The sequence below is a fragment of the Hydrogenophaga sp. genome, from assembly GCF_041913525.1.
Classification (GTDB): domain Bacteria; phylum Pseudomonadota; class Gammaproteobacteria; order Burkholderiales; family Burkholderiaceae_C; genus Hydrogenophaga.
Genome location: NZ_JAYSFD010000002.1, coordinates 76,442 through 90,741, shown reverse-complemented (window position 1 = coordinate 90,741; position 14,300 = coordinate 76,442). Strand labels below are relative to the sequence as shown.

Sequence of the window (14,300 nt, the reverse complement as noted above, 5' to 3'; positions counted from 1 at the left end):
GCTGACCACCATGTCCGACTCATTCCTGTCACAAGAAGAAGTCGACGCCCTGCTCGAAGGGGTGACCGGCGAGAGCCAGAAGCTGGAGAAGGAAGACATTCCTTCCGACGGCATTCGCACCTACAACCTCTCCAGCCAAGAGCGCATCGTGCGTGGGCGCATGCCCACCATGGAGATCGTCAACGAACGCTTCTCCCGCAACCTGCGCCTAGGCCTGTTCAACTTCATCCGCCGCAGCCCCGAGATTTCGGTTGGCAGCGTGCAGGTGCAGAAGTACAGCGCCTTTCTGCGGGAACTGGTGGTGCCCACCAACTTCAACATCATGGCGGTGCGCCCCCTGCGCGGCAACGGCCTGGTGGTGGTGGAGCCGACCTTGCTGTTCGGTGTGATCGACAGCCTGTTTGGCGGCAACGGCAAGTTCCACACCCGCATCGAAGGCCGCGACTTCTCCGCCACCGAGCAGCGCGTAATCAACCGCCTGGTGGACGTGATCGCCGAGGAATACAAAAAGGCCTGGCGCGGCGTGTACCCGATCGAGCTGGCCTACCAGCGCTCGGAGATGCAGCCGCAGTTCGCCACCATCGCCACGCCCAGCGAGATCGTGGTCTCCACCAGCTTTTCGCTGGAAATCGGCGACCTGTCGGGCTCGCTGCACATCTGCATTCCCTACGCCACGCTGGAGCCCATTCGCGACGTGCTCTATTCCAGCGTGCAGGGCGACGCCATCGAAGTGGACCGCCGCTGGGTCAAGCTGCTGAGCCACGAGATCCAGGCCGCCGAGGTCACGGTGGTGGCCGAACTCGCCCAGACCGAGGCCACGGTGGAGCAGCTGCTGGCTATGCAGATCGGTGACTTCATCGAACTCGACCGCAGCCCCACGATCACCGCGCACGTGGACGGCGTGCCCATCTTCGACTGCCAATACGGCACACACAAAGGCAAATACGCCCTGCGCATTGAGCGACAACTGCGCGGGGGCGATCTGAACTGGCTGGGAGACTCGTATGTCAACTGAAAACACGAACGAAGAAGCCATGGCCGACGCCTGGGCTCAGGCCCTGGAAGAGCAGGCCACCACGCCACAGCCCGATGGCGCACCGGCCTTCGACGCCGACCATCCCCCCGTTACGGCCGGGGCAGCCCCGGGCGGCGCCGCTGGCGCTGGCAACCCGATGCAAGACATCCAGATGGTGCTGGACATTCCCGTCCAGCTCTCGGTGGAACTGGGCCGCACCCGGGTGCCCATCAAGTACATCCTGCAACTCGCGCAGGGCTCCATCGTGGAACTGGACGCCCTGGCCGGCGAGCCCATGGACGTGCTGGTGAATGGCTACCTCATCGCCCAGGGCGAGGTGGTGGTGGTGAACGACAAATTCGGCATTCGCCTCACCGACATCGTCACCCCCTCCGAGCGCATGAAGCGCCTGAGCCGCACCTGAGCCACCACGGCCACACGCCATGACACAAAACGCCATTCCCGCCCTCGTGCTGCTGGCCGTGCTGGTGGGCATCGCCTGGGCCTTGAAATGTGCACGCGGTCGCGTGCCCGGCCTGGGCGCCAGCGCCGGCAACGGCCCGAGCCTGCGCATCCTCTCCAGCCTGGCGCTGGGCCCGCAGCAGCGCGTGGTGACGGTGGAAGTCGGCGACGGCGAGCGCCGCATCGGCCTGGTGCTGGGTGTGGCCCCCGGCGGCGTGCAAACCCTGCACACGCTGGAGCTGCCGCCCGCCACGCCCGCGGCCACCAACCCGCCCGCGCCCGGCGGCTTCGCGGCCCGCCTCGCCCAACAACTGGTCAAGTCCACCCATGAGCCGCGCTGATTCCCACACCGCCCTGCGCACCCTGGCCGTGGCCGCGGGCCTTGGTCTGCTGGCCTCGGCCGCCTGGGCCCAAGGCGCCCCCGTGCCCACGCCCCAAGGCCCCACCCTGCCCCTGATGGTGGGCCAGGGCGCGGGCGGCACCAGCTACTCGGTGCCCATCCAGACCCTGCTGTTCTTCACGGCCCTGTCATTCCTGCCCGCGGTGCTGCTGCTCATGACGAGCTTCACGCGCATCGTGATCGTGCTCTCGCTCATGCGCCAGGCACTGGGCACGCAGTCGGCCCCGCCCAACCAGGTGATCGTGGGCCTCTCGCTCTTTCTTACCCTGTTCGTGATGGGTCCCACGCTGGACAAGGTCTACGCCGAGGCCTACGGCCCCTACTCGCGCAACGAGATCACCTTCGACCAGGCACTCGACAAAGGCCAGGGCCCGATGCGCGAGTTCATGCTCAAACAGACCCGCCAGTCCGACTTCGAACTCTTCGCCAAGCTCGCCAAGCTGCCGGCCGAGGTGAAGGCACAAGACGCCCCCTTTCGCGTGCTGGTGCCCGCCTTCGTGACCAGCGAGCTGAAAACCGCCTTCCAGATCGGCTTCATGGTTTTCATCCCCTTCCTCGTCATCGACATGGTGGTGGCCAGCGTGCTCATGTCGCTGGGGATGATGATGCTCTCGCCCGTGCTGGTGGCCCTGCCCTTCAAGCTGATGCTCTTCGTGTTGGCCGACGGCTGGAACCTGCTCATCGGCTCGCTGGCCGCCTCTTTCGCGCAATGAACCCACCATGGACCCGCAAGCCGTACTGACCCTGGGGCAAAACGCCCTGTACCTGCTGCTCATGGTGGCCGCGCCCGTGCTGGCCACCGTGCTGGGCGTGGGCCTGATCGTGAGCATCTTCCAGGCCATCACCTCCATCCACGAGGCCACCCTGTCCTTCGTGCCCAAGCTGATCGCGGCCATCGCGGTGTTCGCCATCGCCGGCCCCTGGATGATGGGCACGCTGGTGGACTTCATCCGCAGCACCATCCTGGCCATTCCCAACTACGCGATCTGATCGCGCACGCTGCCGGTCACGCGCCATGCCCACGTTCAACGAAGCCCAGATCATGGCGCTGGTCACGCCCGTGTTCTGGCCCTTCCTGCGCGTGTTGGGCGTGTTTGCCAGCGCCCCCATCTTTTCCTCGCGCTCGGTGCCCATGCGCACGCGCGTGGCCCTGGCCCTGCTGGTGGCGCTGTGCGCGCAGGCCGGCATGCCCCAGGCGCCCACGATTGGCCTGAACGACCCGCAGGCCCTGGGCGCGGTGCTGCAGCAGGTGTTGGTGGGCGTGGCCATTGGCCTGGCCGCGCGCATCGTGTTCTCGGCCGTGGAACTCGCGGGTGAACTGATCGGCTTGCAGATGGGCCTGAACTTCGCCGGCTTTTTCGACCCCTCCACCAACGCCCAGACCAGCACCGTGGGCCGCTTCTTCGGCAACATCACCATGCTGCTGTTCATCGTGATGGGCGGTCACCTCATGCTGCTGCAGGCCGTGATCGCCAGCTTCGACACCTTCCCGGTGGCGGGCAACGCACTGGAATCGGTGCGGCGCCTGCGACTGCACGAACTGGGCGCGGTGGTGTTCCGCTACGGCCTGTGGATCGCCCTGCCCATGATCGGCATGCTGCTGTTCATCAACATCGTGCTGGGCTTCATTTCGCGCATCGCGCCCCAGATGAACGCCTTTGCCATCGGCTTTCCGCTCACCCTGTCGGTCGGCCTGCTGGGCATCGCCTTCACCCTGCCCATGCTGGACGCGCCAGTGGCCGCGCTGCTGAAGGTGGCCACCGACCTGTTCATGGGTGGCTAAGGCCACCCGCCTGGGCGTCAGACCAGGCCGTTGCGGATGGCGTACACCGTGAGTTCGGCGTTGTTGGTGAGGTGCAGCTTCTCCAGCACCCGGGCGCGGTAAACGCTCACGGTCTTGGGGCTGAGCATCAGCTCTTCGGCGATGTCAGAGAGCTTCTTGCCCGAGGCGATCTTCTGCAGCGTCTGCAACTCGCGCTCGGACAGGCTGGCGTGCAGCTCTTCGGTCTCGGGGGCGTTGAGCTGGTCCACCAGCATCTCGGCCACCTCGGGCGTGACGTACTTGCGCCCTTGCACCACCGTTCGAATGGCGGCCACCATCTCGTCCGGGTCACCTGCCTTGTTGAGGTAACCACGGGCGCCTGCACGCAGGCAGCGGATGGCGTACTGGTCCTCGGGATACATGGATACCACCAGCGTCTTCACGGCAGATCCCTCTTCTTTGAGCGTGGTCAGTGCGTCCAGGCCGCTTCGCCCGGGCATGTTCAGGTCAAGCACTAGCACATCGCACTCCACCGACCGCAGCACTTCGCGCAACTCGGAATAGCTGCCGGCCTCGCCCACCACCTGAATGTCTACCGCCTCGGAAATGGTGTCACGAATGCCGCGGCGCACCACCGCATGGTCATCACACAAAATCACTCGAATCATGCTCATGGGCGAACTTCCTCTTGAGAACCGGAGGATGACAAAGGCACCGACAGGATCACCGATGTTCCTTTTGGTGAGCTGCTCACGTCCAGCCACCCGCCCACCTTAGCGGCGCGCTCACGCAAGCCCAGCAGACCAAACGATTTGTCTTTGCGCAAGGCTTCGGGATCCATGCCGCGCCCGTTGTCGGTCACCTCCAGGGTGAGCACGCCTTCGCCATCGTTCAGGTCAATTTCCACGGCGTTGGCCTGGGCGTGTTTGATGATGTTGGTGAGCGCTTCTTGTGCCGTCCGATAGGCCACCAGCTGAACATCACGCGGCACGTCCATCTGATCCGACGAGCGCCGTAGCGTCACGCGCAGAGCGTTGCGCCGCTCAAAACCGCTGGCCAGCCATTGCACCGCCGCCACCAAACCCTGGTCAAGAATGGGTGGACGCAGATTCATCATGATCCGCTGGCTCGCACCCAGCGCGTGCTGCAACATCTCCAGCGCGGTGGCCACGTGCTGCTGCATGTCGGGCTCGGCGGCGCGACGGGCCACCCAGGCCAGGTCAAGCTTGACGGCCGCCAGGGCACCACCGATGTCGTCGTGAATCTCCCGGGCGATGTCGGCCCGCTCCTGCTCGATACTGGTTTGCAGGTGCTCGGCCAACTCGGCCAGTCGACGTCGAGACTCAGCCAACTCGGCATCGGCCCGCACCTTGGCCCGGCGCGTCTCGCTGATCTCCAGAGCGCGCTCAATGACATGCGCCAGGCGGTGCATGCTGTCCTTGAGCAGGTAGTCGCTCACGCCGCGGTGCATGGCGTCGACTGCGGCTGTCTCACCGATCGCTCCCGACAAGATGATGAAGGGCAGATCGGGTTGCAACTCGTGACTCAATTCAAAAGCGTCCAGGCCATTGAAGCCCGGCAAGTGGTAGTCAGCCAGCACCACCTCGTGACGGCCGCTTTGAACCTCGGCACGGAACTCGTCCATGGTGTCCACCAACGTGAGCTCACAGGCAAAGTGATTGCGCTGCAACGCGAACTTCACCAGGGCGTGGTCGACGCGAGAGTCTTCCAGGTGAAGGATCCGCACTGGCGGCCTGGGGTGGATATCGGGAGATCCGGTCATGAATGAAGAGGAGCGAGCCGGTCAGAAAGAGCGCTGATGTCAGGTACGAAAAGGCACTGAATTTGGGCCGTAATTGGCCGATATAGGCCCTGACAGATCCCGAAAATTGTAATACCCCTGACCACATACCCAGGCCATCATGGACCCACTCACGACGATGCCCCCCACGCCATCCGTGTCGCTGCCGGTGTCACTGGTAGCGGACGTGCAGGATGCCCTGCTGATGGTCATGACCGACCTGCAACGCCTTGAAGGACTGCTCGACCACGCCACCGCCAATCTGCTGGAACGCTTCGGTAGCGCCGACCGCGCCCTGGCCGCCTTGGAAAGCCATCACGCAGTGGAGCTGGCACGCATCCGTCTGAACCTCAACCAGGCTGTCACAGAACTGCAGTTCCATGACATGGCCACCCAACTACTGGTCCACACAGGCCAGATTCTCAAGGGCTGCGCGTGGCGCCTGGCGGCCGAGGCCATCGCGCCGGACGAAGACGAGGTCCCCATAGCGCTTGACCCCATGCCCAGCCGACCAAGCCCGGTCACGCAGAACGAAATGGACGCAGGATCCATCGAGCTTTTCTGAGGCGCCCCGGCAGGCGCTGCGCTTAAGCCAAAGCGAAATCTGTCGATATTGAGCGAAACACGGAGCTTCCCATGCGATCGATTCTTGCCGTAGACGATTCGGCTTCCATGCGAAAAATGGTGGCATTCACCTTGGCGGGTGCGGGGTACCAGGTGGTCGAGGCGGTGGATGGCCGGGACGCCCTCCAAAAGGCACAAGCCAAGAGCTTCGACCTGGTGCTGACCGACCAAAACATGCCCAACCTCGACGGTCTTGGCCTGACGCGCGAGTTGCGCGCCAGCGAGCGATACCAGTCGGTTCCCATCCTGATACTGACGACCGAATCCAGCGACGCCATGAAGCAGGCGGGACGTGCGGCAGGCGCCACGGGCTGGCTCGTCAAGCCATTTGACCCGAACCGTCTGATCGAGGTGATTCAAAAGGTGATCTGCTGAGCGCAGACCAAAGGAGCACACCATGGGTGACATGACGAGCGAAGGCCAACACCTCGGCACCGACTTCGACCTGAGCCAGTTTTACGCCATCTTCTTTGAAGAGGCAGGCGAAAACCTGGACCAAATGGAGCAAATGCTGCTCGCAGTGGACGTTGAAGCTGCCGACGACGAAGAACTCAACGCCATCTTCCGTTGCGCACACTCCATCAAGGGTGGCGCCGCCACCTTCGGCTTTGCCGACGTAGCCGAACTCACGCACCAGATGGAGTCGCTGCTGGACAAGCTGCGTCGCCACGAACTCCAACCCACCACCGCGATGGTGGATGTGCTGCTGGAATCGTCCGATGCACTGAGGGGCCAGCTCGCGGTGCATCAGGGCACAGCCACTGAACCACCTGCCACACACGATCTGGTGAGCCGCATCTACGCCCTGGCCAACGGCGGCGCCGGATCCGCACCGGACACTACCGCCCAGGCCACTTCTGCTTCACCGACACCGACCATCGCGCCGGAACCCAAAGTCGAGCCAACCGCCAGCGAGTCCACTGCACAAGCCCCGGCTCCCGTCGCCAGCGCAGGTGAGCGCGAACTGGACATTCTCATCGGCCCGCTGGACAACCCCGCGGCCGCCGACGGCATCGCGGAGCTCTTTCGTGACATTCCCGGCCTAGGCTCCGTGGAACCCCAGCCCAGCGACAGCGCCAACCTTCGGGTGTTTCGAGCCCGCACCACCGCCAGCGACAGCGACTTGCTGGAACTGTTCACTTTCCATGTGGGCAAAGAGCACATCCGGATTGTCGAAAACACCCAGACGGCCACGAAACCGGAGGCCGCCACCCCTCAAGCCGTTGCAAAAGAGGGCACCGACTTCGGCTTCTTTGACAATGCCCCCGGTGCGCCGAGACCGGGCGCCGAGCCTATAGCTGCCAGCTCAGCGCCCACACCCGTGGTGGAGCACAAGCCCGCCCCAAGAACCGAGGCACGCACAGCTGCACCGGTGCCTGGCGGCCTCGAATCCACCACCCTGCGCGTCTCGGTGAGCAAGGTGGACCAGCTCATCAACCTGGTGGGCGAACTGGTCATCACCCAGGCCATGCTGGCACAGAAGAGCCGCGAACTCGACGCGCACGCCAACCACCCCCTGCTGGCCGGCCTGGCCGACCTGGACCGCAACACCCGCGACCTGCAGGAAGCGGTGATGTCGATCCGCATGATCCCCATGTCAGTGGTGTTCAACCGCTTCCCACGCATGCTGCGCGACTTGGCCACCAAACTGGGCAAGAAGGTCGAGCTGGTCACGCACGGCGAGGCCACCGAACTCGACAAGGGCTTGGTCGAGAAGATCACCGACCCCCTGACCCACCTGATCCGCAACAGCTGCGACCACGGCATCGAGATGCCAGAGGATCGCCGCGCCAAGGGCAAGAGCGAGACGGGAACCATCACCCTGTCGGCCACGCACCAGGGCGGCAGCATCCTGATCGAGGTGCGCGACGACGGTAAAGGCCTGTCTCGCGACAAGCTGCTGAAGAAGGCCCGCGAGAAAGGCATCGAGGCGCCCGACACGCTCAGCGACCCCGAGGTCTGGAACCTGATATTCGCACCCGGCTTCTCCACCGCCGACCAGGTGACCGATGTGTCCGGCCGCGGCGTGGGCATGGACGTGGTGAAAAAGAACATCACCGCCCTGGGCGGCACGGTCGAGATCGACTCGGCCGAGGGCTACGGCATGAGCGTGCGGGTTCGCCTGCCGCTGACGCTGGCCATCATGGACGGCATGTCGGTGCGGGTGAGCGATGAGGTTTACATCCTGCCGCTGGCCAGCGTGATCGAGTCTTTCCAGATCAAGCCACAAGACATCAACACCGTGGCCCAGGGAGCGCGGGTGGTGAAGGTGCGCGAGGAATACATGCCGGTCATCGAGCTGGAGCAGGTGTTCCAGGTGCCGCGATTCGAGCACCTCAGCGTGAGTCCCATCATGGTCGTGGTGGAGGCCGATGGCCAGCGCGTGGCCCTGATGGTGGACGAGCTGCTGGGCCAGCAGCAGGTGGTCATCAAGAACCTTGAGACCAACTACCGCAAGGTGCCCAATGTGTCGGGGGCGACCATCCTGGGCGACGGCAAGGTAGCGCTGATCCTGGACACCTCCGGCCTGGTGCGACGGTCTCGCCACTGACCCCCTGCCACGGTGCGGTGTGCCGCACCGCCTCTGCCCTCTCCAATCGGACATCAGCATGCTTCTTCAGACCCACACGCGCAATCGCCCCGAGCCCGCGCCCCAAAGCCTGGTCGCAGCAGAAGACGGCCCGGTGGCAGAGGGACGCGAATTCGTGTGGTCCAACGGCGACTTCACGCGCATCAAGGCACTGATCTACAAAAAGGCCGGCATCAGCCTGCACGATGGCAAGCACGCCATGGTGTACAGCCGGGTTTCACGCCGACTGCGCGAAACGGGGCATGGTAGCTTCAAGAGCTACCTCGACTGGCTGGAACGCCACGACGGCCCCGAGTGGCAAGAGTTCGTCAACGCGCTGACCACCAACCTCACCGCGTTCTTCCGTGAATCGCACCACTTCGACATCCTGGCGCAGCACCTGCACAGCAAGCCGGCACAGAACTGGCGCCTGTGGTGTTCGGCCGCATCCACCGGCGAAGAGCCCTACTCGATTGCCATGACCTGTGCAGAGTCTCTGGGCAGCAGCGGTACGTATCACATCGTCAACAGCGACATCGACACCAAAGTGCTGGCCACCGCCGCTCGCGGCGTCTACAAGACCGAATCCAAGGGCTTGAGCCAGGAACGGTTGCAGCGCTTCTTCATGCGCGGCAAAGGCTCCAACGCCGGGCTGATGAAGGTCAAGCCCGAGCTTCAGAAGCACATGGAGTTCATGACGATTAACCTGATCCATGAACTGCCGTTGCGTGAGCCCTTCGACGTGGTCTTCTGCCGCAACGTGATGATCTATTTCGACGGCCCCACGCAGCGTGCGGTGCTGGAGCGCATCCATCGGATCATGAAGCCGGGCGGGATGTTGTTCGTCGGCCATGCCGAGAACTTCAGCGACGCGCGCAATCTGTTCGTGCTGCGCGGAAAGACAGTCTATGAGCGTCTCTGAAGCCTCTTCGGTCCGCGCCAAACCTGGACCGGAACGGACCCGGATCGACCAACTCAAGGCCCAAGCGCCAAAAGCGGGCGAGGCCTCATTCTTCTATTACGACCCGCACTTCCAGCAAATCGCAGTGAAGGTGCTACCGGGCGAGTACTACGTCACCACCGAAGACTTGGTGATCATGACGGTCCTGGGCTCTTGCATCGCTGCTTGCATCTGGGACCCTCGCGTGCGAGTGGGCGGAATGAACCACTTCATGCTGCCCGAAGGAGGGGCTGACGCAGGTGGCCGTTACGGCTCCTACGCCATGGAGTTGCTCATCAACGAAATGATGAAGCTGGGTGCAAGACGCGAGTACATGCAAGCCAAAGTGTTCGGCGGCGGGCAGGTGATGCAGTCCTTCACCACGATGAACGTAGGGGAGCGCAACACGCAGTTCGTGCTGGATTACCTGCAGACCGAGCGCATCGCGGTGGTGTCCAAAGACGTTTTGGACATCCATCCGCGCAAGGTCTGTTACTTCCCTGCCACTGGCAAGGCCATGGTCAAGCGCCTGGCGCACTCGCACCCCGAGACGCTGGAAACCCAAGAGCGACGTGGCAGCGCAGCCCTTATGGCCAAGTCCACCGCGGGCGGCTCGATCGACCTGTTCTAGACGATTCAAGAGTCCGCTCCATCCGGTCGCGGGGCGGACCGATTTCAAGGAGGACTCCGATGGCCAATGCAAAGATTCGGGCGGTCGTGGTGGACGACTCAGCCCTGGTGCGCAGTCTGCTCACCGAAATCATCAATCGGCAACCAGATATGGTGTGCGTCGGCGCCGCAGCCGATCCGCTCGTGGCCAGAGAGATGATCCGTGAGCTCAATCCCGACGTGATCACGCTGGACGTGGAAATGCCACGGATGGACGGGCTGGAGTTTCTCTCTCGGCTCATGCGCTTGCGACCCATGCCAGTGGTGATGGTTTCCACCCTCACCGAGCAAGGTGCCGAGATCACGCTTCGGGCGCTGGAGATGGGCGCCGTCGATTTCGTGGCCAAGCCGCGCATCGGCGTCAGTGGAGGCCTTCAAGAATTGGCGGGAGAAATCGTCGACAAGATCCGCACCGCCGCCACCGCCCATGTGCGCCGCAGGGAGCCCGTTGCGCCGGCCAACGCGGCCAATGTGCCGAGCAACACGGTCATTCATCACGAACGGCCAACGCCGAGCTTGCTCAGACTGTCGACCGAGAAGATCATCTGCATTGGCGCATCGACTGGGGGCACCGAGGCCATTCGCGAGGTTCTGACCCCTATGCCGCCAGACGCCCCAGCCATCGTTATCACGCAACACATGCCTGCCGGATTCACCACCAGCTTCGCCAATCGCCTCGACGCTTTGTGCAAAATTCGTGTCCAGGAAGCCCGAAATGGGGAGCGAATTCTGCCGGGACACGCGTACATTGCACCTGGGGGCCATCATCTGCGACTCTCTCGAAGCGGATCTAATTACGTCGCCGTTGTGGAAGACACCGAACCGGTCAACCGCCACCGTCCGTCGGTCGAAGTGCTGTTTCGCTCGGCTGCGCAGGTGTTGGGGCCGAATGCGATTGGCATCATGCTCACGGGTATGGGCGCGGATGGTGCAGCCGCCATGCGCGAAATGAAAGACGCAGGGAGCTATAACTACGTGCAGGACGAAGCCTCTTGTGTGGTTTTTGGTATGCCTCGCATGGCCATCCAGCACGGCGCTGCCCATGAAGTGCTTACCCTGACCCAGATCACACCTGCCTTGTTGGCCCGCCTCAGCGCCACCTCGACCGGGGTGCGACACCGAATCTGACCTGACCTGACCTGACCTTTGATCAACATGCTGTTCCGACGCCTGCTCCTTGTCTCGCTGCTTTGCGGCGTGTCCTTTGTCCACGCCGCCGAGCCTGCCTCCTTATCAGAACCCAAAGGCAAGGTGGTGTTGACGATCAAGGGCAATATCGGTGCCAAGAACCGAGGCAATGAGGCGGCGCTTGATATGAACATGCTCAGCACCTTGCCGCAGCACACCTTCACCACCAACACCCCATGGAGCAAGGTGCCCGTCAAGTTCACCGGCCCGAAACTGGTCGATGTGCTCAAGCTGGTCAGAGCAAAGGGCACTTCGATCAAGGCCTCGGCCATCAACGACTATCACATCACGATCCCGGCGGAAGATGCCACGCGCTTTGACGTGGTGGTGGCCCGGCTGATCAACGACCAGCCAATCCCGGTTCGCGAAAAAGGCCCCTTGTTCGTGATCTACCCCTTCGACAGCAGCGCCGACCTGCGCACATCCACCTATTACGAGCGCTCGATCTGGCAACTCAAATCGCTCGACATTCAATGAAAAGCTCGGTGACTGGCTTGGCCCAATGGAAGACCAGACAATGGGTCTTGGCCATCACGGCGCTACTGCTCCTGACCCTGACCCCTCTGGTCTGGATTCAGTGGCAGCAGTTCCAGGTGATGCAAAACCTGTCGACGCACCAGGTCGACTCCCTGACTTGGCAGGCCTACCAACTTGAACGGGAAACAGCTCGCCTAAGTTACGCCGTGCACATCACGACACACGAACACCCCGACCTGGCTGCACCGGTGGACGCCGACGAACTGCTTCAGCGCTATGAAGTGTTCCTGAGCCGAATCAAGCTGATCGAAGACCTGCCCAGGCGCAATCTGCTGGACAACACCACGGCCTTTCGCGAAGCCATGCGTGAAATCAAGGTGTTCAATGCCTATGCAGACCCTCTTTTCGCCGACGCGACTACCCTGGTGGCCGAGCCGGCTCGGCTGCGAGACCTTAGCCGGCGCGTGGAAGCCCTGAGTCCCTACCTGGCCGAATTGACGCGCGAGGCCACCCGCGCGGCGAGCCGGTTCATGGATGAGCGCAATCGCCAACTTCACGACCAGAGCTTGCTGGTGATCGCACTGGCTGCCGTGCAAACCACGGCTTTGCTGGTGTTTGTGGTGGTGCTGGTTCGCCATGTGCGCTGGCAGCAGCGGCAATATGCCCGCCTGCAGGAACTCAGCCATGAGGTCAGCCGAGCAAAGGACGCCGCCGAAGCCGCCAACCACGGCAAGAGTGTTTTCCTGGCCAATATGAGCCACGAAATCCGTACGCCGTTCCAGGGGGTGCTGGGCATGCTCAACCTGCTGGACGACACCCCATTGTCCGGCCAACAGCGCGACTACGTGCAGACCGCGAGGGACTCCGCACAGCACCTGCTGGGTGTGCTGAACGACATCCTTGACGTGTCCACCATGGAATCAGGCACGTTGCGCCTGTCGGTGGCACCGACGCAGCTGCGAGAGGTGGCACAGGACGTGGAGGGCCTGATGCGAGCCCCGGCCAGGGAAAAAGGCCTATCGCTGAACGTCTCAGTGGACGAATCTCTGCCCAGCTGGGTGATGGCTGATGCCACACGCCTGCGCCAGATTCTGTTCAACCTGATCGGCAATGCCATCAAATTCACCAATGCCGGCTCCATCACGGCCGAGATCGGCCGCTGGAAGGGAGAGCCAGACGGCGTGACGATCGTGGTGCGCGACACTGGCATCGGAATGGACGAGGAAACCCTGTCGCAACTCTTCACGCGCTTCTACCAGGCAGACAACTCGCTGCGCCGGCGCGTGGGCGGTACGGGGCTCGGACTGGAGATCTCGCGCAACCTGGCCCGAATGATGGGAGGCGACATCGCCGTGACCAGCGCGCCGGGACATGGTTCTGCATTCACAGTGACATTGCGGCTGGCACAGACGCAGGCACCCAATGCCAAGTGCACCCACCAGGACAGCCCTAGCCGCACACGTCGCCTGAAGGTGCTGGTCGCTGAAGACCATCCGATCAACCTGAAGTACATGAACATTCTGCTGGATCAGATGGGACACGATGCTGTCTTCTGCGAGAACGGACAGGAGGCGCTGGAACTGCTCAAGCGCCAGATGTTTGACGCGGTGTTGCTGGACTATCACATGCCCGTGCTTGACGGACTGGCCACCGCACAGGCCATTCGGGCCATGCCATCTCCGGTCAATGAGATCAAGATCGTGCTGGTGACCGCCGACGTGGTCAATGACACACGCAAGCGTGCGCTGGAGGTGGGCGTGAATGCCTTCACGTCAAAGCCGCTTCAGATGGCCGACCTGAGGCGGGCTCTGGAGGAATGTGGCCTGACGGAACCCCTTGGCGATGCCGGCAGCCATCCCTCGACGCCTGACCTGCCGCGGCACTTCACATCCGGTCCCGGCGGCGCGTCTACCATGGCGCCATCCATGGACCCGATATCACCTGCCCTGCTGAACGGGAACTGGCACGAGGGGCTGGGCAGCGAGACCAGCGACCTGATCGATTCGGAATCGTACACCGAAATCCTGGCGATGATGCCGTCTGACGTGCACGCCGAGTTGCTCGGGACACTCTTTGCCAAACCCGAGGGCACGGTGCACGCGCTGATCGATGCCTTGGCAAGAAATGACCGGACAGAGGTGGAGCATCAGGCCCATCGGCTCAAGGGGTCCGCCATGCTCATGGGCTTCAGGGCGATCGTGGCGGTGGCGGCACGAGTGGAAAAGCTGGCGAGCGAAGAGGGAACTGTATTGCCGGAAGCCGAACTGACCCATGACATTCAGGTAGCGGCCGACAGCACCCAAGACGCCATCAAGGGCTTCAACCTCCACCCGACCGATTAAGTCGCTTGCAGATCGCGGCAAATAGGCCAGACAAGCGGCAGCAAGAGTGAG

General features: G+C 63.1%; 16 protein-coding genes. 14 read left to right on the top strand and 2 right to left on the bottom strand.

Annotation, left to right across the window (positions count from 1 at the left end):
• Positions 1–10: 10 nt before the first annotated feature.
• Genes fliM through fliR form a run of 6 tightly spaced genes read left to right on the top strand, consistent with a single transcriptional unit; the run spans position 11 to position 3,660 of the window.
• Positions 11–1,015 carry a flagellar motor switch protein FliM gene (gene fliM / locus ACE3RQ_RS03250; protein WP_374519873.1) on the top strand — a complete coding sequence of 335 codons (1,005 nt, stop codon included), beginning with the start codon at positions 11–13 and terminating at the stop codon, positions 1,013–1,015.
• On the top strand, positions 1,005–1,439 hold the full coding sequence (fliN, locus tag ACE3RQ_RS03245) for a flagellar motor switch protein FliN (RefSeq protein WP_374519871.1): 435 nt from the start codon (positions 1,005–1,007) through the stop codon (positions 1,437–1,439). The genes fliM and fliN overlap by 11 nt, the downstream gene beginning before the upstream one ends.
• 19 nt (positions 1,440–1,458) lie before the next feature.
• A complete protein-coding gene (locus ACE3RQ_RS03240; protein WP_374519869.1) occupies positions 1,459–1,818 on the top strand; it encodes a FliO/MopB family protein in 360 nt (119 codons plus the stop codon).
• A complete protein-coding gene (gene fliP, locus ACE3RQ_RS03235; protein ID WP_374519867.1) occupies positions 1,805–2,590 on the top strand; it encodes a flagellar type III secretion system pore protein FliP in 786 nt (261 codons plus the stop codon). Before ACE3RQ_RS03240 ends, fliP begins: the two co-directional genes overlap by 14 nt.
• 7 nt (positions 2,591–2,597) lie before the next feature.
• Positions 2,598–2,867, top strand: a complete 270-nt coding sequence (gene fliQ / locus ACE3RQ_RS03230; RefSeq protein WP_374519865.1) for a flagellar biosynthesis protein FliQ — start codon at positions 2,598–2,600, stop codon at positions 2,865–2,867.
• A 25-nt stretch (positions 2,868–2,892) separates the two neighbouring features.
• The gene (gene fliR, locus ACE3RQ_RS03225; RefSeq protein ID WP_374519863.1) at positions 2,893–3,660 is read left to right on the top strand and encodes a flagellar biosynthetic protein FliR; all 768 of its coding nucleotides are present in this window, start codon (positions 2,893–2,895) and stop codon (positions 3,658–3,660) included.
• 17 nt (positions 3,661–3,677) lie between these two features.
• On the opposite strand, the gene ACE3RQ_RS03220 is transcribed toward fliR, so the two are convergent.
• On the bottom strand, positions 3,678–4,307 hold the full coding sequence (locus ACE3RQ_RS03220) for a response regulator (RefSeq protein ID WP_374520512.1): 630 nt from the start codon (positions 4,305–4,307) through the stop codon (positions 3,678–3,680).
• Positions 4,308–4,309: 2 nt separating this feature from the next.
• Positions 4,310–5,422, bottom strand: coding sequence for an ATP-binding protein (locus ACE3RQ_RS03215; protein ID WP_374519861.1), 1,113 nt, complete (start codon positions 5,420–5,422; stop codon positions 4,310–4,312).
• A 139-nt stretch (positions 5,423–5,561) separates the two neighbouring features.
• Here ACE3RQ_RS03215 and ACE3RQ_RS03210 point away from each other — a divergent pair, with 139 nt between their 5' ends.
• From ACE3RQ_RS03210 to ACE3RQ_RS03175, 8 genes are all read left to right on the top strand, one after another.
• Positions 5,562–6,005: a hypothetical protein gene (locus tag ACE3RQ_RS03210; RefSeq protein ID WP_374519859.1), complete on the top strand. Its 444-nt coding sequence runs from the start codon at positions 5,562–5,564 to the stop codon at positions 6,003–6,005.
• A gap of 71 nt (positions 6,006–6,076) precedes the next feature.
• Positions 6,077–6,439 (top strand): response regulator, encoded by a 363-nt coding sequence (locus ACE3RQ_RS03205; protein ID WP_374519857.1) that lies wholly within the window; start codon positions 6,077–6,079, stop codon positions 6,437–6,439.
• A 22-nt stretch (positions 6,440–6,461) separates the two neighbouring features.
• Positions 6,462–8,615, top strand: a complete 2,154-nt coding sequence (locus tag ACE3RQ_RS03200) for a chemotaxis protein CheW (protein WP_374519855.1) — start codon at positions 6,462–6,464, stop codon at positions 8,613–8,615.
• Positions 8,616–8,673: 58 nt separating this feature from the next.
• Positions 8,674–9,555: a CheR family methyltransferase gene (locus ACE3RQ_RS03195; RefSeq protein WP_374519853.1), complete on the top strand. Its 882-nt coding sequence runs from the start codon at positions 8,674–8,676 to the stop codon at positions 9,553–9,555.
• Positions 9,542–10,204 carry a chemoreceptor glutamine deamidase CheD gene (gene cheD / locus ACE3RQ_RS03190; RefSeq protein ID WP_374519851.1) on the top strand — a complete coding sequence of 221 codons (663 nt, stop codon included), beginning with the start codon at positions 9,542–9,544 and terminating at the stop codon, positions 10,202–10,204. The genes ACE3RQ_RS03195 and cheD overlap by 14 nt, the downstream gene beginning before the upstream one ends.
• Positions 10,205–10,263: 59 nt before the next feature.
• Positions 10,264–11,370 carry a chemotaxis response regulator protein-glutamate methylesterase gene (locus tag ACE3RQ_RS03185; protein ID WP_374519849.1) on the top strand — a complete coding sequence of 369 codons (1,107 nt, stop codon included), beginning with the start codon at positions 10,264–10,266 and terminating at the stop codon, positions 11,368–11,370.
• Between the two features lie 27 nt (positions 11,371–11,397).
• Positions 11,398–11,907, top strand: a complete 510-nt coding sequence (locus tag ACE3RQ_RS03180; RefSeq protein ID WP_374520510.1) for a molybdopterin-dependent oxidoreductase — start codon at positions 11,398–11,400, stop codon at positions 11,905–11,907.
• A complete protein-coding gene (locus ACE3RQ_RS03175) occupies positions 11,904–14,249 on the top strand; it encodes an ATP-binding protein (RefSeq protein WP_374519847.1) in 2,346 nt (781 codons plus the stop codon). The genes ACE3RQ_RS03180 and ACE3RQ_RS03175 overlap by 4 nt, the downstream gene beginning before the upstream one ends.
• The last annotated feature ends 51 nt before the right edge of the window (positions 14,250–14,300 follow it).